General features: G+C 28.8%; 20 protein-coding genes. 14 read left to right on the forward strand and 6 right to left on the reverse strand.

Features of this window, described 5'->3' with window-relative positions:
• The first annotated feature begins 89 nt into the window (after positions 1-89).
• Positions 90-3104, forward strand: coding sequence for a leucine--tRNA ligase (locus RT575_RS05405; protein WP_313579390.1), 3015 nt, complete (start codon positions 90-92; stop codon positions 3102-3104).
• A gap of 88 nt (positions 3105-3192) precedes the next feature.
• On the opposite strand, the gene RT575_RS05410 is transcribed toward RT575_RS05405, so the two are convergent.
• On the reverse strand, positions 3193-3552 hold the full coding sequence (locus tag RT575_RS05410) for a DUF5763 domain-containing protein (protein ID WP_313579392.1): 360 nt from the start codon (positions 3550-3552) through the stop codon (positions 3193-3195).
• A gap of 39 nt (positions 3553-3591) precedes the next feature.
• On the opposite strand from RT575_RS05410, the gene RT575_RS05415 reads away from it, so the two are divergent.
• Positions 3592-4125 (forward strand): GNAT family N-acetyltransferase, encoded by a 534-nt coding sequence (locus RT575_RS05415; RefSeq protein ID WP_313579394.1) that lies wholly within the window; start codon positions 3592-3594, stop codon positions 4123-4125.
• Positions 4126-4175: 50 nt separating this feature from the next.
• Here the strand turns inward: RT575_RS05415 and RT575_RS05420 are convergent, their stop codons facing one another.
• Positions 4176-5252 carry a hypothetical protein gene (locus tag RT575_RS05420; protein ID WP_313579396.1) on the reverse strand — a complete coding sequence of 359 codons (1077 nt, stop codon included), beginning with the start codon at positions 5250-5252 and terminating at the stop codon, positions 4176-4178.
• Between the two features lie 287 nt (positions 5253-5539).
• On the opposite strand from RT575_RS05420, the gene RT575_RS05425 reads away from it, so the two are divergent.
• The 3 genes from RT575_RS05425 to RT575_RS05435 are packed head-to-tail and all read left to right on the forward strand — an operon-like array spanning position 5540 to position 9001.
• Positions 5540-7528 carry a TonB-dependent receptor domain-containing protein gene (locus RT575_RS05425; protein WP_313579398.1) on the forward strand — a complete coding sequence of 663 codons (1989 nt, stop codon included), beginning with the start codon at positions 5540-5542 and terminating at the stop codon, positions 7526-7528.
• A complete protein-coding gene (locus RT575_RS05430; protein ID WP_313579400.1) occupies positions 7525-8649 on the forward strand; it encodes a YncE family protein in 1125 nt (374 codons plus the stop codon). The genes RT575_RS05425 and RT575_RS05430 overlap by 4 nt, the downstream gene beginning before the upstream one ends.
• A gap of 13 nt (positions 8650-8662) precedes the next feature.
• Positions 8663-9001: a PKD domain-containing protein gene (locus RT575_RS05435; protein WP_313384871.1), complete on the forward strand. Its 339-nt coding sequence runs from the start codon at positions 8663-8665 to the stop codon at positions 8999-9001.
• A 324-nt stretch (positions 9002-9325) separates the two neighbouring features.
• Here RT575_RS05435 and RT575_RS05440 read toward each other — a convergent pair whose 3' ends face one another.
• Complete coding sequence (locus tag RT575_RS05440; protein WP_313384872.1) at positions 9326-9844, reverse strand: acyl-CoA thioesterase; 519 nt, start codon at positions 9842-9844, stop codon at positions 9326-9328.
• Between the two features lie 370 nt (positions 9845-10214).
• On the opposite strand from RT575_RS05440, the gene RT575_RS05445 reads away from it, so the two are divergent.
• On the forward strand, positions 10215-11504 hold the full coding sequence (locus RT575_RS05445; protein WP_313384873.1) for a dicarboxylate/amino acid:cation symporter: 1290 nt from the start codon (positions 10215-10217) through the stop codon (positions 11502-11504).
• A gap of 68 nt (positions 11505-11572) precedes the next feature.
• On the opposite strand, the gene RT575_RS05450 is transcribed toward RT575_RS05445, so the two are convergent.
• A complete protein-coding gene (locus tag RT575_RS05450; protein WP_313384874.1) occupies positions 11573-12046 on the reverse strand; it encodes a DUF6702 family protein in 474 nt (157 codons plus the stop codon).
• Positions 12047-12133: 87 nt separating this feature from the next.
• Positions 12134-12547: a hypothetical protein gene (locus tag RT575_RS05455; protein ID WP_313579403.1), complete on the reverse strand. Its 414-nt coding sequence runs from the start codon at positions 12545-12547 to the stop codon at positions 12134-12136.
• Positions 12548-12683: 136 nt separating this feature from the next.
• Here RT575_RS05455 and trmB point away from each other — a divergent pair, with 136 nt between their 5' ends.
• Complete coding sequence (trmB, locus tag RT575_RS05460; protein ID WP_313579405.1) at positions 12684-13361, forward strand: tRNA (guanosine(46)-N7)-methyltransferase TrmB; 678 nt, start codon at positions 12684-12686, stop codon at positions 13359-13361.
• Between the two features lie 67 nt (positions 13362-13428).
• Here trmB and RT575_RS05465 read toward each other — a convergent pair whose 3' ends face one another.
• The gene (locus RT575_RS05465; protein WP_313384877.1) at positions 13429-14784 is read right to left on the reverse strand and encodes an orotate phosphoribosyltransferase; all 1356 of its coding nucleotides are present in this window, start codon (positions 14782-14784) and stop codon (positions 13429-13431) included.
• 220 nt (positions 14785-15004) lie between these two features.
• On the opposite strand from RT575_RS05465, the gene RT575_RS05470 reads away from it, so the two are divergent.
• The 7 genes from RT575_RS05470 (at position 15005) to RT575_RS05500 (ending at position 26075) form a co-directional block, all read left to right on the forward strand.
• Positions 15005-16120: a C1 family peptidase gene (locus RT575_RS05470; RefSeq protein ID WP_313384879.1), complete on the forward strand. Its 1116-nt coding sequence runs from the start codon at positions 15005-15007 to the stop codon at positions 16118-16120.
• A 25-nt stretch (positions 16121-16145) separates the two neighbouring features.
• Entirely contained in the window at positions 16146-17150 is a 1005-nt protein-coding gene (nadA, locus tag RT575_RS05475) for a quinolinate synthase NadA (RefSeq protein ID WP_313579407.1), read from the forward strand.
• Entirely contained in the window at positions 17150-18718 is a 1569-nt protein-coding gene (nadB, locus tag RT575_RS05480; protein ID WP_313579409.1) for an L-aspartate oxidase, read from the forward strand. Before nadA ends, nadB begins: the two co-directional genes overlap by 1 nt.
• 78 nt (positions 18719-18796) lie before the next feature.
• On the forward strand, positions 18797-19576 hold the full coding sequence (locus RT575_RS05485; RefSeq protein WP_313579411.1) for a hypothetical protein: 780 nt from the start codon (positions 18797-18799) through the stop codon (positions 19574-19576).
• Positions 19576-20445 carry a carboxylating nicotinate-nucleotide diphosphorylase gene (nadC, locus tag RT575_RS05490; RefSeq protein ID WP_313384885.1) on the forward strand — a complete coding sequence of 290 codons (870 nt, stop codon included), beginning with the start codon at positions 19576-19578 and terminating at the stop codon, positions 20443-20445. The genes RT575_RS05485 and nadC overlap by 1 nt, the downstream gene beginning before the upstream one ends.
• A gap of 374 nt (positions 20446-20819) precedes the next feature.
• Entirely contained in the window at positions 20820-23228 is a 2409-nt protein-coding gene (locus RT575_RS05495; RefSeq protein WP_313384887.1) for a TonB-dependent receptor domain-containing protein, read from the forward strand.
• Positions 23229-23621: 393 nt separating this feature from the next.
• On the forward strand, positions 23622-26075 hold the full coding sequence (locus RT575_RS05500; RefSeq protein WP_313579414.1) for a TonB-dependent receptor domain-containing protein: 2454 nt from the start codon (positions 23622-23624) through the stop codon (positions 26073-26075).
• The last annotated feature ends 100 nt before the right edge of the window (positions 26076-26175 follow it).

A 26175-nucleotide genomic window follows, 5' to 3' on the forward strand; every position in this document is an offset into this window, starting at 1 on the left:
TCTCTTATACAAATATCTATATTCTAATTAAAAAGAAGTATAAAAAATGTAAATTTGTGAAAAATTTAATTTTAATATAATCATCAGTAATGCAATATAATCCGAATGAAATCGAACAAAAATGGCAACAAAAGTGGTTCGATAACAAAACGTTTAAAGCTGAAAATAAATCAGATAAGCCTAAATTTTATGTGTTAGATATGTTTCCTTATCCTTCTGGAGCAGGATTGCATGTTGGTCATCCACTAGGATATATTGCATCTGACATCTATTCTCGTTATAAACGATTAAAAGGGTTTAACGTTTTACATCCAATGGGATATGACTCTTTTGGTCTTCCTGCAGAGCAATATGCAATACAGACTGGTCAACATCCTAGTGTTACAACAAAAGTGAACATTGAAGGTGGCGTTGATAAACAAGGAAATCAAATTGCTGGTTATGAAAATCAATTGAAAAAAATTGGATTAGGATATGATTGGGATAGAGAAATTCGTACTTCAAATCCAGAATATTATAAATGGACACAATGGATTTTTAATGAATTATTTGATTCTTATTATGATAATGATTCAAATAAAGCAGAATCTATCAGTCAATTAATAGAGAAATTCCAAGCAGAAGGAAATGCAAATGTGAATGCTGTTGCTGATGAAGATATCGAAATTTTTACTGCTGAGGAATGGAATGCTTTTTCAGAGAAGGAACAACAAGCTATTTTATTAAAATATCGTTTAACTTTCTTAGCAGAAGCAGAAGTAAACTGGTGTCCAGATTTAGGAACTGTTTTAGCGAATGACGAAGTAATTAACGGATTATCTGAACGTGGAGGATTCCCTGTTGTGCGCAAAAAAATGACACAATGGATGATGCGTATCACGGCTTACGCTGATCGTTTATTAACTGGTTTAGATAAATTAGATTGGCCAGATCCGATCAAAGAATCTCAAAAAAATTGGATTGGTAAATCGCAAGGTGCATCAATCTTTTTTGATGTTGTAGGAAACGATGACAAAATTGAAGTTTTTACTACTCGTCCTGATACTGTTTTTGGTGTTTCTTATGTAACATTAGCGCCAGAGCATCCTTTAGTTTCTCAAATTACAACAGCAGAAAACAAAGCAAAAGTTGATGCTTATGTCGATTATACTTCAAAACGTTCTGAACGTGATCGTTTAGCGGATGCTAAAAATATTACAGGAGAATTTACCGGGGCTTACGCCATTCATCCATTTACAGGAAAACAAATTCCGATTTGGATTGGTGATTACGTATTGGCTTCTTATGGAACTGGAGCTGTAATGGCTGTTCCTGCTGGTGATGAACGTGATTTTGCTTTTGCAAATCATTTCAATTTACCAATTATTAATATTTTCAAAAATCAAGATATTTCTGAAGCTGCTTTTACAGAAAAAGGTAGATTCGAATTACAAGATTCTGATTTCTTAAACGGATTAGATTATAAACAAGCGGTTGCAAAAGCGATTGAAGCTTTAGAAGAAAAAAGTTTTGGACAAGGAAAAACAAACTTCCGTTTACGCGAAGCTGTTTTCTCTCGTCAAAGATATTGGGGAGAACCGGTTCCTGTTTACTTCAAGGACGGGATGCCTTACACAATTCCTACAGAAGCTTTACCAATTATTTTACCTGAAGTGGACGAATATTTACCAACATCTGAAGGTGAGCCACCATTAGGGCGTGCAACAAAATGGGCTTTTGATACAACAACTAATCAAGTTGTAGATAATACTTTAATCAATAACGAAACTATTTTCCCAATAGAACTAAATACAATGCCAGGTTGGGCAGGTTCTTCTTGGTATTGGTTACGTTATATGGATGCAAAGAATGACAATGAATTTGTATCTAAGGAAGCTGTAGATTATTGGCAAAATGTAGATTTATACATGGGAGGTTCTGAACATGCAACAGGACATTTATTGTATTCTCGTTTTTGGCAAAAATTCTTGTTTGATAAAGGTTTAGTTCCTACAGACGAATATGCAAAAAAACTGATTAACCAAGGTATGATTTTGGGAATGAGTGCTTTTGCATATAGAGCAAATTTAAATTTTCAATTTAGTTATGACGCTGATCCGGATAAAGAAGTTGATTTTGAACATAAAACATTTTTCTTTTCAAAAGATATAGTTGATATATATAACAAATCACAATTAAATTCTGATTTAGGAATAGAATTTATCAATTATAATAAAGAAATAAAAGATGCCTATAATGGAGATTTAGTTTTAATGGGTCCTATTAAATTTACTCCAATCCATGTAGATGTTAATATCTTAAAAGATGGAGGAGATGAATTGAATATTAATGAATTTAGAAAATTTAAAAATGGTGAATTTGCTAATGCAGAATTTATCTTAAAAGATGGAAAATTCATCACAGGACGTGAGGTAGAAAAAATGTCTAAATCGAAATATAATGTTATTTCTCCTGATACAATTTGCGAAGAATACGGAGCAGATTCTTTACGTTTATACGAAATGTTCTTAGGACCATTAGAGCAAACAAAACCATGGAATACACAAGGTTTATCTGGTGTTTATTCTTTCTTGAAAAAATTCTGGAGATTATTCCATTCAGGAGAAAATGAAGCATTTTTAGTTTCTGAGGAAGAACCTACAAAAGAAGAAATGAAAGTGTTGCACCAAACGATTAAAAAGGTTGATGAAGATGTAAATAATTTCTCTTTTAATACTTCTGTTTCTACATTTATGATTGCTGTGAATGAATTAGGAAAATTAAAAACGAATAAGCGTTCAATTTTAGAGCCTTTAGCAATTATTATTTCTCCTTATGCACCACATATTGCTGAGGAATTATGGGAAAAATTAGGACATGAAACATCTGTTGCTAATGCTGATTTTCCTGTATTTGAAGAGAAATGGTTAGTTGCAGATTCTAAAGAATATCCTGTTTCTTTTAATGGTAAAATGAAATTCTTATTAGAATTACCTTTATCATTATCAAAAGATGAAATACAAGAAATTGTAATGAAAGATGAACGTACAATAAAACAATTGGGAGATCGTACACCGAAGAATGTGATTATCGTTCCAGGAAAGATTATTAACATTGTAGGATAAAGAAAGCTTCTCGTATTTAGAGTTGAAATAAATGAATTAAAAAAACCTCAATATTTTAAATATTGGGGTTTCTTATTTTAATCAAAATTTATTGCTCATGTTGAAAACAATAACCGTTTTTATTTTTTGTCATTCTTTTACATCTAACCCCAGATTTTGTTCTTCCTCTACATTGTACAGCTCTACTAGAAACTCCTTTTGCTTCGTTAACTCTTATTCCTAATCCTGTAGATTTATTATTTGAAGTTATTTTTGTTGGATTACATTGGCTACAAGGAGTTAATCCTATTGATTTTGCTTCGGAAATACTTAATTTATTAGAAACATTTTTAACATAACGACAACTAGAAGTATGATACTTACTTCCAGAAGGTGTTTTGTAGACTGTTTGTCCAAAACTTAATAATAGATTTAAAGAAAAAAGTAGGCTAAAAATATAAAATTTCATATCTTATCAAATATAAATATTTTTATTAAAATATTAAAAATGAATTATACACCAGTTTTAGAAACGGATAGATTAATTATTCGTCCAATCACCATTGATGATCTACAAGCATATTATGAAATGGATTCTCAACCTGAAGTTCATACTTTTTTGAGAGCTGAGCCATTACAAAGTTTAGATGAAACAACAGAGGTTATAAATGCTTTATTGGAACAATACGAAAAATTTGGCGTTGCAAGAGTTGCGGTTATTGAAAAGGAAACCAATCAGTTTATAGGTTGGACAGGCTTTAAATTTATTGAGGAAAAAGAGGCAATAGACAATAAATTTGATTATTTGGATTTTGGTTATCGATTCAGAAAAGAAGCTTGGGGAAAAGGATATGCTACAGAAGCTGCAAAAGCATGTATAGATTATTACAAAAATAATATGACGCATTTTAAATTGAATGCAATTACGCATGTTGATAATTTAGCTTCTAGACATGTTTTAGAAAAAATAGGATTTGAAGTTACACATTCATTTCCTTTAGTTAATTGGGATATTGAATGTTTTTGGTACGAATTAAAATAGGGTAGAAAGATTTTATCTTTCTACCCTATTTTAATTCGAGAAGATTACTTTTAATATCTCGTTTTTAAAACAATTTTTCCTAAATCTTTTATTTCTTCTTGACTCGTAAAGAATACTTTACCTTTCTTGGTTATTACTTCCCAAGCAATTGTGCTTGTTATATCATCGACAGCTCCATTTTCTGTAGCATCATCAATAATTTCGAAAGTTCTTTCGTTTATAAATTTTACAGGTTGATGAAAATCTTGATGTACAATTAACAAATCTCCTTTTCCATCTAATGCAGCTTGATAAATTTCTTGTAGATCAGTAATAACTTGTCCTTTACCAACAGCTTCTTGCATTTCTGCAATATATTTTGCACGATCGTTATGTTGTAATTTTTTTATAAATTCCCAAGCCAATTTCATGAACTCATTTTTTTGAGTTGGAGAATTGAAATCTGTAGAAACGCTTCCGATGTAAATTGATGGATTATCTGCTACTGCAAGTAGAAGACTATAGTTTTCTTCTGTAGAAACAACCAAACAAGGTAAAGAAGCTTCGGGATTCGCACGAAGTAATGCTTTATCGACTTGGTTATAAAATTCTTTTAATTGATTAGATTGTTTGTTTCCTTTTGAGAATAAGTGAGACAGATCGTAATTAGCTTCTGTATATGGAAAATCATCATTTTCTATTTCTCTAACAATAGAATCATTTAACGCTTCGTATAGATGAACACCTTTTTGAGTAAGGTATAGAACAAAATATTCTTTATTTCTGTTGATTTCCTTGATAAGAGGGCGGATAGCAAAAGAATCATCAATCCAAACACCTTCTGTAGTTAAAGGCCAAGTTGTACGAATAAACTCGAAAGTATTCTTTGATAAATAGATATTTATACTTTCTAAATTTTTGTGAACCTCAAGTTCATCAGGCAATTGATTTAATTTTTCTAAAATATCCTGAACTTCTTTTTTATCGTATTCTTTCAAGATTCTTTCTTCAGCCTCTTTAACAAGGTTTTTTAATTGAATCAAATCTTTTTGATTATCAGGCGAAGTTCTGTGTGTATTGAAAGCGATTGTTACTGAAGGCGAATTTTTCTTGTTCGCTAATTCTAATAATTGGTCTTTTATACTCATGAATTAATAAAATTAAGTTTGACAATTTTAATGAAGATACTATTTTTTATTTATAATATATTGATAATTAAATAGATTAACTTTTTTTAAACACTTATATTATTTATATATACTCAACTTACTCTACTAATTATCAACTTTTAGAGATTAAAAATTATTTTAAAGTAGAAGCTAATAAGTTGTTTTGCCTAGTGTATTAAATATCTTTATTTTAACTTTGTCTTAACTTTATAAAGTAGAAAGAAGAAATGTTGGGCATTCTTTCTTTTTGTTAACTGATAATTTCAATGAAAAAAATAGTATATAGCTTTTTATTATTTATCATTTCGATTCATTCTGCGTTTGCACAAATTAATCGAGATAGTATTTTGGAATTACAACAAGTTGAAATTCTTTCTGCAAATCAAAAATCAGTTATTCCAGCACAAATATTAAAAGGAGAACAACTTCAATCTCTTAATAGCCATTCTGTTGCTGATGCTATTCGATTTTTTTCTGGTGTGCAGATAAAAGATTATGGGGGAACAGGAGGTTTAAAAACAGTAGATGTGCGTGGAATGGGATCACAACATGTTGGTGTTTTTTATGATGGAATACAATTGGGTAATGCACAGAATGGAATTGTTGATTTAGGTAAATTTTCTTTAGATGACTTAGAATCTATTTCATTATATAACGGGCAGAAAAGTAATATTTTTCAGTCAGCAAAGGATTATTCTACTGCATCTTCTATTTATTTACAGTCCAAAAAACCTATTTTTAAAGAGGATAAATCTGTTAATGCATTTTTACGTTATAAATTAGGATCTATACAATTAATTAATCCTTCTGTAAGAGTAGAATATAAAATTAATAATCAATTGTCAGCTGTTTTAAGTACTGAATATATTAAAACAAATGGAGTATATAAATATCGTTATAAGAGGTATTTTAGAAATGGTAAAATTGCTTACGATACTGTACTAAAAAGAAGAGATGGCCAGGTAGATGCAAAAAGAGTCGAATTAAGTTTGTTTGGAAAAGGGAATAATTCTAACTGGAATGTAAAAGGTTATTTATATAATTCTGATAGAGGAATACCAGCTGCAATTGTTCGTAATCAATTTGATACAAGAGGGCAAACATTACAAGACAAAGATTATTTTCTACAAGGAACTTATGAGCGAAGAATTAAAAATTTTCAATCAAAAATTAATGCAAAATTTGCCTATGATTTTACACATTATATAGATACAATATCGTCTTACAAAACAAATAATAGATATACACAAAGAGAATTTTACATATCATGGTCAAATTTATATTCAATAAATAAGGATTGGGATGTAAATCTTTCTATCGATCATCAATACAATAATATGGATGCTGATTTAGGTAATTTTTCTTATCCTACAAGGAATACAAACTTAATCGCTTTAGCTTCTACATATCGTTTTGGAAAAGTAAATGTACAAGGAAGTTTATTAGGGACGTTTGTAAAAGATAAAGTTGAAAAAAATACAGCATCCCCAGATAAAAATATTTGGACACCAACTTTTATAGCAACTTATAAACCATTTCAAGATCAAGATTTCGAATTAAAAGGTTTCTACAAGCGAGTTTTTAGAATGCCAACTTTCAATGATTTGTATTATACAAATATAGGTTATGCAAATCTAAAGCCAGAATATACAACACAATATGATTTAGGATTTTCTTATACAAAAATGTTTGATGGTTTTTTAAAATCAATTAAATTGTCCACAGATGCCTATTATAATGAAGTAAAAGATAAAATTGTAGCAATACCATCTGGGAATATGTTCCGATGGACAATGATGAATCTTGGGCGTACAAAAATGAAAGGTATTGATGTAAAATTTAATACAAAATTTACTTTAGGTAATGTAGATTTTTTTACAATGATTAATTATAGTTATCTTGAAGCTATAAATGTAACAAATTCAAAAGATTCATATTATAAAAATCAAATTTCATATACTCCGAAAAATAGTGGATCTTTTGTTCTTAATTCAACTTGGAAAACATGGAATTTAAATTATAGTTTTATTTATGTAGGAGAAAGATACAATGTTCATATGGATAATATCAAAAAAAATAGATTAAATCCTTGGTTTACGAATGATTTAGGATTACAAAAAATGTTTCAACTAAACAATAAAACATTAAAAATTTCATTAGAACTAAATAACATATTGAATCAACAATATGATGTAGTTTTAAATTATCCAATGCCTGGGCGTCAATTTAAATTAATATTAAATATAGATTTATGAAAAATTATAAACTAATTTTTTCTTTTATTATAGTACTAATATCTTTATACAGTTGTCAACAAGATAACTATGTTTTTGATGGAGATGATACTGATGTTACTGATCCTGAAAATACAGAGCTATCAGGGTTTTATGTATTAAACGAAGGTAATTATGGAACAAATAGTGCTTCTTTAGATTTTATGGATCTTGAAAATGGAGTTTATAAATCTGATATTTATGCAACTGCTAACCCAACAATTGTAAAAGAATTAGGAGATACAGGTAATGACGTGAAAATATATGGAAGTAAAATGTATGCTATCATCAATGGTTCAAATATCATTGAAGTTATGAATGCAAAAACAGCAAAACATTTAGCGACTATTTCTTTAGATAATGGAAGATATATAAAATTCGCAAATGGTAAAGCTTATGCAACATCATATGCTCCAATATCAACAGATATAAGTTCTTCTAATGGAAAAGTTGTAGAAATAGATACATTAACATTAGCTATTACAAGAGAGTTAGAAGTAGGTCGTCAGCCAGATGGTTTAGAAATTGTAGGAAATGAATTGTTTGTAGCTAATTCTGGAGGATATACAACTACAAATGATTATGAAAATACGGTATCTGTTATAGATTTAAGTTCTTTCGTAGAAACATCTAAAATTGAAGTTGGTATTAATTTAAATCAAATAGAAAAAGATTCAGATAATGATTTATATATTTCTTCAAGAGGAAATTATTCTGATGTTTCATCTAATTTGTATGTTATAGATTCACAAAGCCATCAAGTCAAAAAAACATTTAATTTACCTATTTCTAATTTTACAATAGACAATAATCAACTTTACTATTATTCATATAGTTATGTAACTTCTTCAGCAACTTATGGTTTAATAAATACAAAAACAGAGACAGTGACTTCAAGTGATTTTATTACTGATTCTAATGTGAAAGATATTGTATCGCCGTATAGTATTAGTGTTAATCCAATTTCAAAAGATATTTATATCACAGATGCTGGTAATTATACATCTTCTGGTTATCTTTATTCTTTTGATAAAAACGGAGTTTACAAAACAAAAGTAGCAACAGGAATTATTCCGGGGCACATTGCTTTTTTATATAAGTAAAAAATAAGAAAATATGAAATATTCAAAAATAGTAGCAGTTGTATTGGGTTTATCTTTTTTACAAAGTTGTAGCGAAGACGAAACAACAATACAATTGTATGATAGTGTGAAATTAAACTCTAGCTATAGTACAAAAGTTGATGTACAAACATATATAAAACCAAATATAACAGGTTTTCCTTTGGCTACTTATACTTGGACAAATTTAACAGATGGTAATACAATAATAAGTAATCAAAGAGTTTTATCTTATACATTTACAACAAAAGGAAATTATAAGTTACAATTGGATGTTGAGTCACAAAAGACAGGTGAAATACAAAAAGCAACAACAACTGTTGTCGTAAAATAATAGTTTTTTTATAAGAACTAAATCTAAAAATGTTGGGCAATGCTCAGCATTTTTATTTTTTACCATGTTCATTCTCCATATTTGGCTTTAACTTACAATTACTTCTTAATTGGTAATTGAACCGAAGTTAAAATGTATCTAATGAGAAAAGAATTTCCACTTTAATCATTATTGAATTTATAAATAATGATAGTTAAGTGAATGTATGCATTTATTAATGAATTAGATATGAGATTATAAAAACAGAATATTATTCTTTAAATATTAAAATAAATTATTGTATTTATGTCAAAAAAAAATCTGTCCAAATTTGGACAGATTTTTCTATTTGATAAATAATGATTTTAATTCAGTAGCTTCTTCTGGTTTCATTCGTCCAGATAAAACTAAACTCAATTGCTTTCTTCTTAGTGCGCCATTATATCGTTCTATTTCTTGTTCAGTTTCAGGAATCAATTCAGGAACTTTTACAGGTTTATTATCTTTATCTACTGCTACAAATGTATAGATACCTGTATTTGTTTGGTTATAGCAACTGTTTTCATAATCATAAACAAAAACATCTACATATACTTCCATAGAGGAGTTAAAAGCTCGTGTAACTTTTGATTCAAGTTTAACTGTACTTCCCATAGGAATAGGTATGTTAAACGCAACGTGGTTTACACTTGCAGTAACGACTAAGAAGCTTCCTCCGTGCATTTTTGCAGAAATAGATGAAATTCTATCCATTGATGCTAATAATTCTCCACCAAACATATTTCCCAAATTATTTGTTTCACTTGGTAAAACGAGATTGGTCATCACAGAAAAAGATTCTTTTGCTGTTTTTGCTATTGACATATTTTTTTAATTCTTTTGTTTGTTATGACAAATTTCATGAAAAAAAATGATTATAAAAAATTCATAATAAGTATACTATTAAGGTTTATTATATGATTTTTTTATTTTAAAGTACAGTTTTCGTAAAATTTTCGTGCTGATTAACAGTGTTTTATGTGTTTTTTGTTTGAAAAAACAAGTTGTTTTATGATTTGTTTTAATAATTTTATTATTTAATGATGATTTTTAATGTAATTAAGCATATAATTTTCAATTTGTATAATAATTATACATTTTTTAGAGAATTAGTTAATATATTTAAATAAAATAACTAATAACCTTTAATTTTTCAAAAGATTTATATATTTGGAGGGTATAAAAAAACCACATAATGCACATCAATTTAGAAGAAACACAAGAGAAAAAACCTAAAAAGTTTTATCAATTGTTGTATGTACAAGTGATCTTCGCAATCGTTATAGGAGTCGCTTTAGGGTATTATTATCCAGAAACAGGAGAAAAAATGCAACCTCTTGGGGATGGATTTATTAAATTAATTAAAATGATTATCTCTCCAGTAATATTTTTGACTGTTTCTACAGGAATTGCTGGAATGAATGATCTTAAAAAAGTTGGAAGAGTTGCGGGAAAAGCATTTAGTTATTTTATATTCTTTTCTACGTTAGCTTTAATAGTTGGATTAATTGTTAGTCATTTTATTCAACCAGGAAAAGGATTAAATATAGATCCTGCAAGTTTAGATTCCTCTCAGATATCAAAATATGTAAAAGCTGCTGAAGAGAGTGATTTAAAGTCATTTGTTTTTAATATAATACCAGATTCACTTTTTCAACCTTTGGTTGGTGATGTTATTCTTCAAGTTTTATTTGTTGCAATTTTATTTGGTGTTGGTTTAGCTCTTACAGGAGAAAAAAGTAAACCTGTAACAGAATTTTTAAATGCTTGTATGATTCCTGTATTTAAAATTGTAGCAATATTAATGAAGTTAGCTCCTATTGGTGCTTTTGGAGCTATAGCTTTTACAATTGGTAAATTTGGGATAGAATCTCTTAAAAATTTATTTGGATTAGTTTTAACATTCTATTTTACGTCTTTTATATTCGTATCTGTTATTCTAGGTTTTGTAGCAAAGCTAAATGGGTTTAATATATTTAAATTCATTGCTTATATAAAGGAGGAGGTTTTCTTGGTTTTAGGAACGAGTTCTTCTGAACCAGCGCTTCCTGGAATGATGAGTAAACTTACAAACATGGGATGTGAAAAAAGTGTAGTAGGTTTAGTAATACCAACTGGTTATTCTTTTAACTTGGATGGTACTAATATTTACATGACATTGTCTGCTCTTTTTATTGCTCAAGCTTGTAACATAGATTTAAGTGTTTCGCAAATGGCAACATTATTAGGTGTTGCAATTTTAAGTTCAAAAGGAGCTGCTGGAGTTACAGGAGCTGGGTTTATTACACTTGCAGCAACATTAGCAGTGGTCCCAGACATTCCAATAGCAGGGATGACTTTGATTCTTGGTATAGATAAATTTATGTCAGAATGTAGAGCTTTAACAAATGTTATAGGGAATGGAGTTGCTACAGTTGTTGTATCAAATTGGGAAGGTCAATTAGATAAAGAGCAAATGCATAAAGTTCTTAATGGAGAAAAATAATATCTAAAATATGTAAAAAAAAGCCTGATAATTATCAGGCTTTTTTTTAATAGTTTCTATTTAATTCTTTAAAAAGTTAAACTAACTACTGTATTTTGTTTTGTAAGGAAAGTTGTATTTTTCTTGTTTTTAACATCAAATGTTACAATGTTTTGTTGATCAGAAAATACATCAGTTAATAAACTAATCTTTAATTCAATTGAGTTTATATCAGAAACATTTTCAAATTTGAAGAAAATTCTAGTAGACTTATCATTTACTTGATATCCATAATATGATGTTCCTAATGATTTACCATTGACTTTAAGGTCAAGATTATTATTTACATAAGATTTTAATTTGTTTTCAAAAGTAGATTTATTAGAAACATCTGTACCTACAACTTTTTCTAACTGATCTGTAAATGTACGAGCAGTTATATTTAGTGTTCCTGTCTCTTGTTCGTAGTCCACTTTTATATTAGCTGTATGAAAGCCTTGAGCAAAAATATTCATACAAGAAAAGACTAATAGTAGCGAAAATAAATATTTAATGTATTTCATTTTAATTCATTTTGTTATACACACACAAATGAAGTGCCAAAAATTATAATTTATAAAAGTAGTTAGAGATGAAATAAATTTACTTTATTAAGATAACCAAATGTCGTATGGTATTCTGCTTAAAATACAAGCTAAACCTATAATAGCAAAAATTACTACATTCATTTTTACAATTGGAGATCTTTTTAATTTTGCATTAGCAATTGTCATAAATACAACTCCAGCAATCATCATCATTGGGTGTTCAACAAAAGTTAATCTTAACGCAGGGTCAGACATTATATTAGAAGGTTCTAAAGCTGTGAATTTCATGATGTAAAATATTAAACCAATTAATAATTGAACATGAAATACGATTGTTGTTACTAATCCAATTTTTCTCAAAGAAGGTGTTGTTTGATTTTTAGATATAGCATAAATTAGTGTAGACACAATAAAGATAACTCCCATAAGAATCACTAAATAAGCCCATCCACTATGAAATTGTTTGATAAAATCCATTATTTTAATTTTTGTTTTTCGATACAAAAATAATAAACCTTTTTACATTATTACTATTTACTGATATATATGTGTTTTTAGAACAGTTTTTTAGATTAATCAAAATCATGTAATTTTGCGCAAAATATTATCCGATATGGGAAAAGATAAAATCAGAAGATTTAATGAAAATGAAACTTTTGAAAATGTAGTTCAACCTACAAGAGAAGAAGCTACAAATGAATTTGCATTAAAAGGAAATTGGAATAAAGACTTTTTTAAAAATGATAAACCAATTGTTTTAGAACTTGGTTGTGGTAAAGGTGAATATACTGTAGCTATGGCTCGTAAAGATAAAGACAGAAACTTTATTGGTGTTGATATAAAAGGAGCTAGATTTTGGAGAGGGGCAAAAACTTGTTTAGAAGAAGGTATTGATAATGCAGGTTTTTTGAGAACTCAAATTGAAATTATAGATCATCTTTTTGCTGAAAATGAAGTAAGTGAAATTTGGATTACTTTCCCAGATCCTCAAATAAAATTTAGAAGAACAAAACATCGTTTAACCGATCCTGAATTTTTAAGAAGATATAATAAAATTTTAAAACCAGAAGGAACAGTTAATTTGAAAACTGATTCAGAATTTCTTCATGGTTATACACATGGTGTAATTCATATTGAAGGTCATAAAGTTATTCGTTCTACACACGATGTTTATCATCCAGATCATTCTGATATTCCAGATATTGTTACTGATGTACAAACATATTATGAATCAAAATTTTTAGAAGAGGGTAAAAAAATTACTTACGTAAAATTTCAATTAAAATATTAATAAAGGATAATAAATAAAAAAGCAAGCTATTTTAGCTTGCTTTTTTATTGAATATATAAATTTAAAATTAATCATTTAAACTTTGTAAATAAGAAATCCAACCTAATGTTTGGTATTCTTTTGCAGCTGTTTTTACATCAGCAGCTTTATAAATTCCACGACCAACTATCATAAAATCTGTATGGTAGTTTTTAAATACAAGTTCAGGAGTATTGTATTGCTGTCCTTTATTATCTCCAGAAGAAGAAATATTTACTCCAGGAGTGAACAGTAATAAATTATCTGGGATTTGACGTTGGGCAACAGCTCCTAATACATTTCCAGATTCTTCCGAAACATTAATTGCTTTTGTAAAGTAATAATCATCAGTTAAAGTACCTTTAGAAGACATTTCAACAATAGTTATAACTCCAGTGTTTTCAAAAACTTTTAATGATTCTAAACCTCCAATAGGATGTACTGTAACTAAATCAGCCCAATCAGAAATTTTATAAATAGATTTTTTGAATTGTAATTCTTGAGTGTTTCCTATATCACCAAATTTTCGGTCTTCGAATAATAAAAATTCTTTTTCGCGAGCAATTTGTTTTAAAGTAGTAATTAAATTATCAGAAAAATCTTGAATAATATCTGAGTGTAATTTAAGTGCAACAATATGATCACCTACTTGTTTGGCAAAGTCAATGATTTCTGCTGAAGTAATTAAATCAGCAGAAGCAATTAAATTAGAATGTTTTTTTATTGCTAATTCAACTAAACGCTTTCCTACAGGATGAACAATTTTTTTATCCTCTAATGCGATTCTTTGTTTTGCAGGAGCAGCTTCAGGAGGTAAAGCTAAAAAGTCTTTTATCTTTTTAGTTTCTGCATCATTTAAACGATGATACTTATGTAAGATATCAATTACTTCATTAATAGTAAATAATGTTTTTACATTATATCCTTGTTCTTTTAATTTGTCAGAACCACCTTGCTCGCGATCTAGTACAACAACAAGATCTTTAACTTTTAATCCTTCACGTTCTACTTGATCAATTGTTTCTAATAATGATTGACCAGAAGTAATAACATCTTCTACTAGAAGACAAGACTGTCCTTCAGCAAAAACACCTTCTACCATTCGTTTAGTCCCATATCCTTTATTTTCTTTTCTTTTGATAATTAAAGGAATGTTTGATGTTAAACTCATTGTAGTTGCCATTGGTAATGCAGCATAAGGAACACCACAAATCAAATCATAATCTACATCTTCAACTAAATCAAGTAAATTATTAGCAAGTGTTTTTAATAATTGAGGGCTAGAAGCCAAAGGTCTAAGATCGACATAGAAAGGAGATTCAATACCACTTTTTAAAGTGAAGTTTCCAAATTTTATAATTCCAAGCTCGTAGGCTTTCAACAAAAAATCTTCTCTTGGTTGCATTTGCGTAATGTTTGAGCAAAGTTAATAGGTTTTTGAGTGATATAAAGCATTTTCGTGAAAATTCTTTTAAAATGATAGTAAATTGAATATTAATACAATATTAATTCATAAAATACCTTTAAAATGAAAAAATATTAATTTTATTGTCTATTATTTTAATAATTAAAATGAGAAACTTCATAAATATATTTTACTTTTGAAACAATAAAGTTTATCATCAATGAAAAAATATATTTTAGCTGGTTTTGCATTAATCAGTATTTTGTCTTCTGCACAAGAAAGTCCGTTCAAATTTCAAGAACTAGTTAATAATTCAGCATTGCCTATTATTAGCCAAGGAAGAACAGGTACATGTTGGTCTTTCTCTACAACATCTTTTTTGGAGTCTGAAGTAAAAAGATTAACAGGTAAAGATGTAGATTTATCAGAAATGTACAATGTTCGTTATACATATCCTGTAAAAGCATATAATTATGTTTATCGTCAAGGTAAAGCTCAGTTTAGTGAAGGAGGTTTGTCTCATGATGTCTTAAATTCAGTACGATTAAATGGTTTAGTTCCTGTTGAAGTATATTCAGGTCTGAATGGAGTTGATACAAAATATGATCATCAATTATTAGTTAAAGAATTAAAAACGGATTTAGATTCTATTGTAAAAAATCCAAAACAATATTTAACAAAAGATTGGAAAACAAATTTTAATAAAAAGCTTGATAATAAATTAGGTGTTCCTCCTACTAAATTTACATACGAAGGAAAACAATATACTCCACAAGAATTTGCAAAAGCATTAAAGATTAATCCAGATGATTATGTAACAATAACATCTTTTGAGCAAGCTCCATATTATTCTCAGTTTATTTTACAAGTTCCAGATAATTTTTCGAATGGTAATTATTATAATTTACCTTTAGATGAATATATGAAAACATTGGATGATGCTTTGTATAGAGGATATACAGCTGCATTTGATACTGATGTTTCTGAAAAAACTTTTTCGAGCAAATATGGTATGGCTATTTGGCCAGAAGAAGGAAAAGAGTCTGATTATTTTGTGCAAATAGTACCTGAGAAATGGGTTTCTGCTGATGAGCGTCAAGCTGCATTCGAAAATTATTCAACCGAAGATGATCACTTAATGCATATTACAGGAATTCTTAAAGATCAATTAGGAAATCAATATTATGATGTAAAAAACTCTTGGGGAACTGATAACCTAGGAAATAATGGACATATTTTTATGTCTAAACCATATTTTAGAATGAAATCAATTGCTTTTACAGTTCATAAAGATGCCTTATCAAAAGATTTGAAAAAGAAATTGGGTATAAAATAAAACACAAAGAGACAAAAAGAAATAAATGGAAGCATTAGAACAGGCCGTAACAAAGCTTAGTGATAAAGGTTATTTAGATGTAAAAATTCCTGAAGGAATTGATTTAATTGCAGAGATAAAGAAATTAAAAGAAGAAAAAAATGCTGTTATTTTAGCACATTATTATCAATCTGGAGAAATTCAAGATCTTGCTGATTATTTAGGTGATTCATTACAATTAGCACGCGCAGCAGCAAAAACAGATGCAGATATGATTGTTTTTTGTGGAGTTCACTTTATGGCTGAATCCGCAAAAATTCTTAATCCAACCAAAAAAGTTGTTTTACCAGATACAAAAGCAGGTTGTTCTTTAGCTGATTCTTGTTCAGCTGAAGGTTTAAAAGGTTTACGAGAACAATATCCAAATGCAATTGTAGTAAGTTATATAAATTGTGATGCAGGTGTAAAAGCCGAATCAGATATTATTGTAACTTCATCAAACGCTGAGGCAATTATTAATTCTTTACCACAAGAACAAGAAATTATTTTTGCACCAGATCGTAATTTAGGTAGATATTTAAATCAGGTTTGTAATAGAAACATGATTCTGTGGGATGGAGCATGTATTGTGCATGAAGCATTTTCTTTAGAGAGAATTGCTCAGCAAATCGCAGATCATCCAAAAGCAAAATTAATTGCTCATCCAGAAGCACAAGAAGATTTATTAAAATTTGCTCATTTTATAGGCTCAACATCTCGTTTGTTGGATTACGTTGTAGAAGATGATGCAGAAGAATTTATTGTAGCTACTGAAGAAGGGATTTTACATGAAATGGCAAAGCTTGCTCCAAATAAAAAATTAATTCCAGCTTTGGTTCAAGATGAATCTTGTAATTGTTCTGAATGTTTTTATATGAAATTATCTACGTTAGAAAAGTTATATCTATGTATGAAATATGAATTACCAGAAATTCAGATAGAGGAAGATTTACGTATAAAAGCACTGGCTGCTATTAATAGAATGTTGGATTTGTCTGAAAAAATTAAATAATGCAGCTTCAAGATGTTTTAGTTATTGGTTCTGGAATTGCAGGACTTTCTTATGCTTTAAAAGTTGCTTCTAAGAATCCAGAAGCAAAAATTACAATTGTAACTAAGGCAAATGAAGAAGAAACAAATACAAAATATGCACAAGGAGGAGTTGCAGTTGTTAGTGATTTCGAAAAAGATAGTTTCAAAAAACATATAGATGACACATTAAGAGCAGGTGATGGTTTATGTAGTTTAGACGCTGTTGAAGTTGTTGTAAAAGAAGCACCAGAACGAATTGCTGAAATTATAGAATGGGGAGTACGTTTTGATAAAAATCATGAAGGTATTTATGATCTCGGACGCGAAGGTGGACATACCGAAAATAGAATAGTACATCACAAAGATATTACAGGTTGGGAAATAGAAAGAGCATTATTAGAGGCGATTAAAAATCATCCCAATATAAATATTTTAACTCATCATTTTGTTGTTGATTTAATAACAGAACATCATCTTGGTAAAAAACATCATTCAGATAAAATAACATCTTATGGCGCTTATATTCTTGATTTAAAATCTCAAAAAGTAGAACGCCATTTGTCTAAAATCACATTGTTGGCAACAGGAGGAGTTGGTCATGTGTATAAAAACACAACAAATCCTATTATTGCAACAGGTGATGGTATAGGTTTAGCTAATCGAGCAAAAGCATCTGTCTCTGGAATGCAATTTATTCAGTTTCATCCTACAGCATTTTATAGTGAATTTGATGGTCAATTGTTTTTAATTTCCGAAGCTGTTCGTGGTTTTGGAGCTAAATTGAGAACAAAAGATGGAGAATTATTTATGCACAAATATGATTCTAGAGAAGAATTAGCTTCTCGAGATATTGTAGCAAGAGCAATAGATAATGAAATGAAATTAAAAGGAGATGATTATGTATATATTGATTGCCGACATTTAGACAAGAAAAAATTTTTAGAACATTTTCCAAATATTTACGATAAATGTAAAAGTGAAGGGTATGATATGTTTACAGAGTTGGTTCCAGTTGTTCCAGCTTCGCATTATTTATGCGGTGGAATTGATGTTAATTTGAATGGAAAAACCTCAATTAAAAATCTTTTTGCTGTAGGAGAATGCACGAATACTGGTTTACATGGAGCGAATCGTTTAGCTTCAAATTCATTATTAGAAGCTATGGTTTTTGGTCATAGAGCTGCAGAAAAGACATTATCAAAGTTAAATAAAAATAATTTTTCAATATATAAATTTATTTTTCCAGAATGGAATTCTGAAGGAATGAAAATTCAAGAAGAGTTAGTTTTGATTTCTTATCTTCGTAAACAGCTACAAGCAATGATGAGTGAATTGGTCGGTATCGTACGAAGTGATAGCCGACTAAAGATAGCTCAACAAAGAATAATTGAAATAGAGAAAATGGTAAAAGAAATTTATAATTTTTCTGTTATTTCTACAAAATTATTAGAGTTGAGAAATTTGGTAGAAGTTGCTCAATTAATCATTAATCAAAGTGTTAGTCAGAAAGAAAATAAAGGTACTTTTTATAATAAAGATATTCAATAAATGAAAAATTTTTTTTTACTATTAACACTATTTATAAGCGGGTTTTGTTTTGCTCAAACAAAGTCTATTACAAAAAAAATGCCGATATATTTTGGTTGTGAGGAAAATACAGAGAATAGGTCTTTGGTTGCTTGTATGAATGCTAATTTAAGTCATGATATACAAAATCAAGTAACTTATTTTTCTAATATTGCTGATTATTTACAGGTACAAAGTGCTAAATCAAAATTAAAATTTACAATAAATAAAGAAGGTAAATTCAGTGACTTATATGCTGAAGGAGATAATCCTATATTCAATAGTGTAGCAATGTCTAGTTTAATTCTTTTACAAAGTAAAATGGATAAAGCTAAACTAACAATTCAACCAGGTAAGGATGAGAATAATAATCCAGTTGACGTTGTTATGAGTCTTCCTCTTCGTTATGAGTCTGATAACAAGGATAATGATTTTGAAAAATTTCCAGTTTTTGAGCGTGTTTTGTTTACAATAAAAACAAATGAGGAGAATATAGAAGTTAGAATAGATAAAGATTTTAATTTAAAAACATATGGAAATAATGGAGATAGAGAATATTATTTAGGTAAATTTTCTAATCTATTCGAAATAGCTAGTGTTGATCCTTATACTGAAGCTTTTGAAAGTGGTTTTAAAACGGGTTTAATTGATGTTACAAAAGGACTTATTGACGGGAAAGAATATAAAATTCAAATAAAGAATTTTTTTGAAAATGATCCTAATGTAGAAGTTTTAATTATTGTTTTTCGTGAAGAAAATGGTAGTTGGGCTGAATATTATGAGTATAAAACTAAAAAAGAATTTAATCAATCAAAATTTGCAAAACTAACATATAGATAATGAGTTACGATCCATATATAACAACAGAAAAATTACAACTTTTTATTCGCCAAGCTTTTTTAGAAGATGTAGGAGATGGAGATCATTCTACGTTAGCTTGTGTTCCTTACGATTCTATTCAAGAGGCAGAATTAAAAGTAAAAGATAATGGAATTATAGCAGGTGTAGAATTGGCTAAAATTATTTTTGACACTTTCGATCCGTCATTACAAATAGATCAATATAAAAAAGATGGAGATAGTGTTGTTTTTGGAGATGTAGTATTTAAAGTTAAAGGTTCTTCACAGTCAATTTTAACATGTGAGAGATTGGTTTTAAACTGTATGCAGAGAATGTCTGGTATAGCAACTTATGCTAATGAAATGATGGATTTAGTGAAGGGAACTAATGCAAAGATTTTAGATACTCGTAAAACAACACCAAATTTCAGGATGATTGAGAAGTGGGCAGTAAAAATAGGTGGAGCAGAAAATCATAGATTTGGATTGTATGATATGATTATGTTAAAAGATAACCATATAGATTTTTGTGGTAATATTACTAAGGCTGTTCAACAAACAAAAGAATATTTGTCAAATCATCATTTACATTTAAAAATAGAAGTAGAGACAAGAAATTTAAAAGAGGTTGAAGAAGCTCTTAAAGCTAGCGTTGATTTTATTATGCTTGATAATTTTGAATTAAATGATTTAAAACAAGCAGTAAAACTTATTGATGGTAGAGTTAAAACTGAAGCTTCTGGAGGAATTACGAAGGAATCTGTAAAATCAATTGCAGAAACAGGTGTTGATTTTATTTCATCAGGAGCAATAATTCATTCTGCTAAAAACTTTGATTTGAGCTTAAAAGCAATTTCTAAAATGCTTTAATATTATATAAGAAATATAACTTTATTTATTAATGAATAATTCTTAATCCTAACATTTTTATGTTAGGATTTTTTTTTTAACAATTTTATTGATAAAATAATAATTTACTATTTTATAATATTGAATTGTATTTTTATTAGCATATTTTATGTTAATTTTATTTTATTAATTTATATAATAAAATTTGTATTTTAATTTAAGTAATTATATTTAAAAAAGTTATGTTTAAATTATGTACTATTTATTTTTAATGTTAATTTTTTATTAAATATAAAAAAAAGTTAAAAAATATAAATTTATTAACATTAAGTTAACTTGTATCTCATTTTGTCTCTACATATTTGCAAAGTAAACTTTTTAAACTATTTAACAAGATGAGGTTAAACTCAATGAAGCTTTTATTTGTAGGAGCTTTTGCCTTAATGGCATCATTTACTTACGCACAAGTTGTTGAACCAACAGACTCTACTAAAGTTCAACAGAATAACGAAGATGTATCTTTAGGAGAAACATTAATTGTTGGTAAAGGAGTAATCGATGTTGAAGAAAATCGTAAAACTCCAGTTGCTGTATCTACAATTTCAAAACAAGAAATTCAAGATAAAGGTGTTGGAAATGTTGAATTTCCTGAAATAATGGCTAATACTCCTTCAGTTTATGTATCTGATCAAACTTCTGGATTTGGTGATTCTCATATGTATTTAAGAGGATTTACTGAACAAAATACAGCATTTTTATTAAATGGACAGCCAATTAATGGAATGGAAGATGGAAATATCTATTGGTCGAATTGGTCAGCAATGACTGAGGTTGCTAATGCTGTTCAGATTCAGAGAGGACTAGGATCTTCTAAATTAGCAATTTCTTCAGTTGGAGGAACAGTAAATATAATTACAAAGGCTACAGAAAGAAAACAAGGTGGTTTTGCTCGTTTTGTTGCGGGTAATGATAGTTATTTTGGAGGAACAGTGTCTTATGACACTGGATTGAAAGGTAAGTGGGGATTCTCTATGTTATTAAATCATTGGGAAGCTCATCGTAAATATGCTCAAGGAACAAATGGAAAAGGTCAAGCGTATTTTATATCTGTAGGTTATAAGCCTAGTGAGCGTCATAACTTAAACTTTATGATTTTTGGAGCTCCTCAAGAGCATGGTCAAAATTATTCTACAAAAAGTGATAAACAATGGGCTGCTGCTGAACAATATGGTTACGGAAGAAAATATAATACGACTTATGGTTATTATAAAGGTAAGGGGGAAAATTTAAGAACAAATTATTACCATAAACCAGTAGCTAATTTAAACTGGGATTGGTCAATAAATGATAAAATGAATTTATCTACTGTTGTTTATGCTTCTATGGGAACAGGAGGAGGAACTTCTGGTGTAGGAACTGCAAGTTCAGCTGTTACAAATGGCTTAATAGACTTTGATCTTATTGAGCAAAGAAATCTAGCTGATCCTGATGGGATTGGAAATAATGGTGGGACTGGTGTTTCAAACGGAGCTATTAGATCTTCTGTAAATAATCATTTTTGGTACGGAACAGTTTCTAATTTTACTTTTGATAATAAAAAAGGTTTAACTATTAATTTTGGTGCGGATTTTCGTTTTTATCAAGGACGTCATTTTCAACAAATGAATAATTTATTTGGTTTAAGTGGATGGTCTCAGAAAAATGCTTTTAGTGGACAAAATGTAGTTGTTAATGAAACATTTTCTACTAACCCTTGGAAAGCTTTATTTAAATATGCTGATCCTAGTCAAAGAACAAGTCGTGATTATAGTGAAAAATTAAATTATCAAGGTGGTTTTGGACAAATAGAATATAGTGTAAATGGGTTTTCTGTTTTTGGTCAGGCAGCTTTGTCAAATCAATTTTATCAAAAATTTGATCGTTGGAATTATGGAGGTGTAGAAAAAGCTTCAGAAAAAATAAATAAAACCGGATGGAACTTAAAAGGTGGTATGGCGTATACATTTGCAGAAGCGCATTCATTTTTTGCTAATGTTGGTCGTTATTCACGTCAACCTTTCTTAGATAATGTATTTTATTATAATACTGTTGATAGACAGACTCCTGATGTAAGAAATGAAGAAATTACAGGTTTTGAGGCAGGATATAGATATAAAACAAAAACGTTAAATGTTAATATTAATGTTTATCATACAGAATGGTCACATAGATTCTTAGATTTAGGAGATGTAAATGTTGTAGATCCTGTTACTAATGCTGTTTTGTATACAAAAACACAGTATGCTACAGATCTAGGACAAACACATAAAGGTCTTGAAATAGATTTTGATGCAAAAATATCAAGAGAATGGACTTTGAGAGGTTTTACTTCTATAGGAAATTGGAAATATAATGACTCAACTCCTTATTACGAGATAAATAATTTAACAAATGAAGTTTTACCAGGAGGAGTTAAAGATATTAATGGTTATCACGTAGGTAATGCGGCACAGTTTACTTTTGGTTTAGGAACAAAGGTTGATGTAACAAAATCTTTATCATTCGATACAGATTTTAATTATTATGCTAGAACATATGAAAACATTAATATAGCAACTGCTAAAAGTGAACCTAATACACTAAGACCTTTTGCTAAAGTAGATTTAGGTGCAAGTTATCAAGTTAAATTTGGATCTCAAAAATTAAGATTCAGAGGTAATATTAAAAACTTATTTAATGATCAATACATTATCAAACAAGATACTAATGGTTATGGATGGGGATTAGGTAGAACTTGGAATGCGAGTGTAGCATATAGTTTTTAATAAACAATCATTATCAAATATAGAAGCTACTTTATAGGTAGCTTCTTTTTCACATTTTTTTTATTTTTTTAAATAGAATAGTTCTAAATAATTCTTATTTAAGAATAATTATTCGATATTTATTCATTTACAGTATTTAGTTAAATTATGTAAAGTGAATAAATATCTTATTTTTTATTTATTTATGATATTTTTTTAATTTAATTTATATTAAATGTTTATAAAATAAATTTAAAATATAATTTTATTGTAAATTAAGGATTTTTCATATTTAAAAGAAATAGTTGTTTTCTCCAGAATTTGTTAACACTGGCTTAATAATGCTTTCGTTAAAAGTATTCACATTTACAGTGTAAACTTTTTAAACTATTTCATAAGATGAGGTTAAACTCAATGAAGCTTTTATTAGTAGGAGCTTTTGCCTTAACGGCAACATTATCTTTCGCTCAAGTTGTTGAACCAACAGATTCTACAAAAGTTGTTCAACAAGAGGACGAAAATGTATCTTTAGGAGAAACATTAATTGTAGGTAAAGGAGTTATTGATTTAGCGGATGACCGTAAAACACCTATTGCTGCAACAACAATAACTAAAGAAGCAATTCAACAAAAGGTAGCTGGAGCAAGTGATATTACACAAGCTTTTGTTAATACACCATCTGTTTACGTTGCTGGACAATCTGGAGGTTTTGGGGAATCTCGCGTTGTTACTAGAGGTTTTGATCAATCAAATACTGCTTTTTTATTAAATGGGCAACCAATTAATGGTATGGATGATGGTAAAGTATATTGGTCAAACTGGTCTGGAATGTCAGATATTGCAAATGCAGTACAAATTCAGCGTGGTTTAGGATCTTCTAAGCTTGCTATTTCTTCTGTAGGAGGTACATATAATTTTGTAACTAAAGCTACAGAAAAAAAAGAAGGAGGAGAATTTAGTGCGGGGATTGCTAACAACTATTACTTTAAGTCAACTTTTTCTTATAACACTGGATTGATTAATAATAAATTTGGTGTTTCTATTATGATGACGCATTGGCAAGGAAATGGATATAACATTGGTACAAAAGGTGAAGGACAAAATTATTTTATCTCTTTTGGTTATAAACCTTCTAAACATCATACATTAAACTTCTTATTTACAGGAGCTCCACAATGGCATGACCAATCAAATGTAAATACATTGACTGATTTATTAAAATACGGGCGTAAATACAATAACAATACTGGTTATGTAAATGGTAAATTAATAAATGAGAGAAGAAATTACTATCAAAAGCCAGTAGCTAACCTTAACTGGGATTGGGAAATAGGTAAAAATACATCATTGTCAACTGTTCTTTATGCATCATGGGGACGTGGAGGAGGAACAGGACCAATGACTGGAGCAGGAACTGTTTCTGCAACTCGTAATACAGATACAGGTTTAAAAAACATTCAAGATCAATTTGATTTACAATCTCAAAATGGAGGAAATGCTAATTATGCAATTCGTCAATCAGTGAATAATCATCAATGGTATGGTTTAGTAACAAATTTAAATCATAAAATTACTGATAATTTAAACTTTAATGTAGGTTTTGATTTAAGAACATTTAAAGGAGAACATTTTCAACAATTAGGTAATTTAATGGGTGCTGATTATGTAACAGTTTCTAAAAATCTTCAATATCCTAATGGTTATAATATCACAAACACATTTTCTCCAAACCCTTGGAATGCTATAAGTCATTATGCTAAAAATGCCACAGATAAATTGTCTTATAATTATAGCGAGAGAATAAATTACGGAGGTATGTTTGGTCAGTTTGAATATGCAAAAGAAAATTTCACGGCATTCTTCCAAGGTGCTGTTTCTAATCAAACTAACCAACGCTGGGATTACTTTAATTATACAAAAGAAAATGAAAAATCACAAAAATTATCTCATTGGGGATATAATTTAAAAGGTGGTTTGAGTTTTACAATAGCAGAAAATCATAAAGTATTTGCTAACGCAGGATATTATTCTCGTCAACCTTATCATAATAATTTATTTATGAACAATAAGAATGACGTAAATACTAGTGCTAAAAACGAAAGAATCTTAGGTTTAGAATTGGGATATAAATTTAAATCTAGAAACTTCTGGGCAAACTTTAATGCTTACTACACAACTTGGGAAAATCGTGTAACAGGTTCTTCATTGTTAATTACAGATAGTAATAATAATTTATACCCAACAGTTACTCCTGGTACTTATGTTAATTTTGTTAACCAAGGAGTAAAACAAGAACATAAGGGATTAGAGTTAGAAATGGGATATAAACCAATTCGTACTTTAGAACTTAAAGGTTATGCTTCATTAGGTGATTGGAAATATAAAGGTTCTACAATTTCTAGAGCTTATGATGAAAATCAGAACTTGTTAGCAACAACAACAGAAAAATTAGATGGACTTAGAGTAGGTGATGCTGCGCAAACTCAATTTGGAGCAGGTTTTGTTTACCAAGTAATCAAAGGAATATCTGTAGATGCTGATTATAGATATAATGACAGATTATATGGTTCTAGAACTAGTGCTGTGACAAATGATACAGCAAATAGTGGATCAGGAAATTTAAGATTACCATCTTATAATTTAATGGATGCAGGTATTACTTGGAATTATAAATTAACTGATAGAAATAAATTATCATTACGTTTTAATGTTAATAATGTATTTAATACAATTTATATTCAAGAAGCTTCAACAAATTATCAAGCAGATTATAAAGGTGCACAAACTTATAAAGGTGTTAATGTAAATAATCAAGTGTTTTTCGGTTATGGAAGAACTTGGAATGCTACTGTTAGAATCACATTATAATATACAATTAAGTTAAATTTATTAAAAAAAGCAGTCTATATTTATAGGCTGCTTTTTTATTTTATTACTTATATCAATTCTAAATAACTAAAAATTAAGA

The organism is Chishuiella sp., from assembly GCF_032109125.1.
Lineage (GTDB): Bacteria > Bacteroidota > Bacteroidia > Flavobacteriales > Weeksellaceae > Empedobacter.

Bases quoted from the DNA above. Each gene is read 5' to 3' on its own strand.
- nadB (WP_313579409.1), top strand. From the start codon at position 17,150: ATGCAGCTTCAAGATGTTTTAGTTATTGGTTCTGGAATTGCAGGACTT.
- RT575_RS05440 (WP_313384872.1), bottom strand. From the start codon at position 9,844: ATGTCAATAGCAAAAACAGCAAAAGAATCTTTTTCTGTGATGACCAAT.
- RT575_RS05410 (WP_313579392.1), bottom strand. From the start codon at position 3,552: ATGAAATTTTATATTTTTAGCCTACTTTTTTCTTTAAATCTATTATTA.
- RT575_RS05445 (WP_313384873.1), top strand. From the start codon at position 10,215: ATGCACATCAATTTAGAAGAAACACAAGAGAAAAAACCTAAAAAGTTT.
- RT575_RS05435 (WP_313384871.1), top strand. From the start codon at position 8,663: ATGAAATATTCAAAAATAGTAGCAGTTGTATTGGGTTTATCTTTTTTA.
- RT575_RS05470 (WP_313384879.1), top strand. From the start codon at position 15,005: ATGAAAAAATATATTTTAGCTGGTTTTGCATTAATCAGTATTTTGTCT.
- nadA (WP_313579407.1), top strand. From the start codon at position 16,146: ATGGAAGCATTAGAACAGGCCGTAACAAAGCTTAGTGATAAAGGTTAT.
- RT575_RS05500 (WP_313579414.1), top strand. From the start codon at position 23,622: ATGAAGCTTTTATTAGTAGGAGCTTTTGCCTTAACGGCAACATTATCT.
- RT575_RS05430 (WP_313579400.1), top strand. From the start codon at position 7,525: ATGAAAAATTATAAACTAATTTTTTCTTTTATTATAGTACTAATATCT.
- nadC (WP_313384885.1), top strand. From the start codon at position 19,576: ATGAGTTACGATCCATATATAACAACAGAAAAATTACAACTTTTTATT.
- RT575_RS05405 (WP_313579390.1), top strand. From the start codon at position 90: ATGCAATATAATCCGAATGAAATCGAACAAAAATGGCAACAAAAGTGG.
- trmB (WP_313579405.1), top strand. From the start codon at position 12,684: ATGGGAAAAGATAAAATCAGAAGATTTAATGAAAATGAAACTTTTGAA.
- RT575_RS05455 (WP_313579403.1), bottom strand. From the start codon at position 12,547: ATGGATTTTATCAAACAATTTCATAGTGGATGGGCTTATTTAGTGATT.
- RT575_RS05485 (WP_313579411.1), top strand. From the start codon at position 18,797: ATGCCGATATATTTTGGTTGTGAGGAAAATACAGAGAATAGGTCTTTG.
- RT575_RS05450 (WP_313384874.1), bottom strand. From the start codon at position 12,046: ATGAAATACATTAAATATTTATTTTCGCTACTATTAGTCTTTTCTTGT.
- RT575_RS05495 (WP_313384887.1), top strand. From the start codon at position 20,820: ATGAGGTTAAACTCAATGAAGCTTTTATTTGTAGGAGCTTTTGCCTTA.
- RT575_RS05415 (WP_313579394.1), top strand. From the start codon at position 3,592: ATGAATTATACACCAGTTTTAGAAACGGATAGATTAATTATTCGTCCA.
- RT575_RS05420 (WP_313579396.1), bottom strand. From the start codon at position 5,252: ATGAGTATAAAAGACCAATTATTAGAATTAGCGAACAAGAAAAATTCG.
- RT575_RS05465 (WP_313384877.1), bottom strand. From the start codon at position 14,784: ATGCAACCAAGAGAAGATTTTTTGTTGAAAGCCTACGAGCTTGGAATT.
- RT575_RS05425 (WP_313579398.1), top strand. From the start codon at position 5,540: ATGAAAAAAATAGTATATAGCTTTTTATTATTTATCATTTCGATTCAT.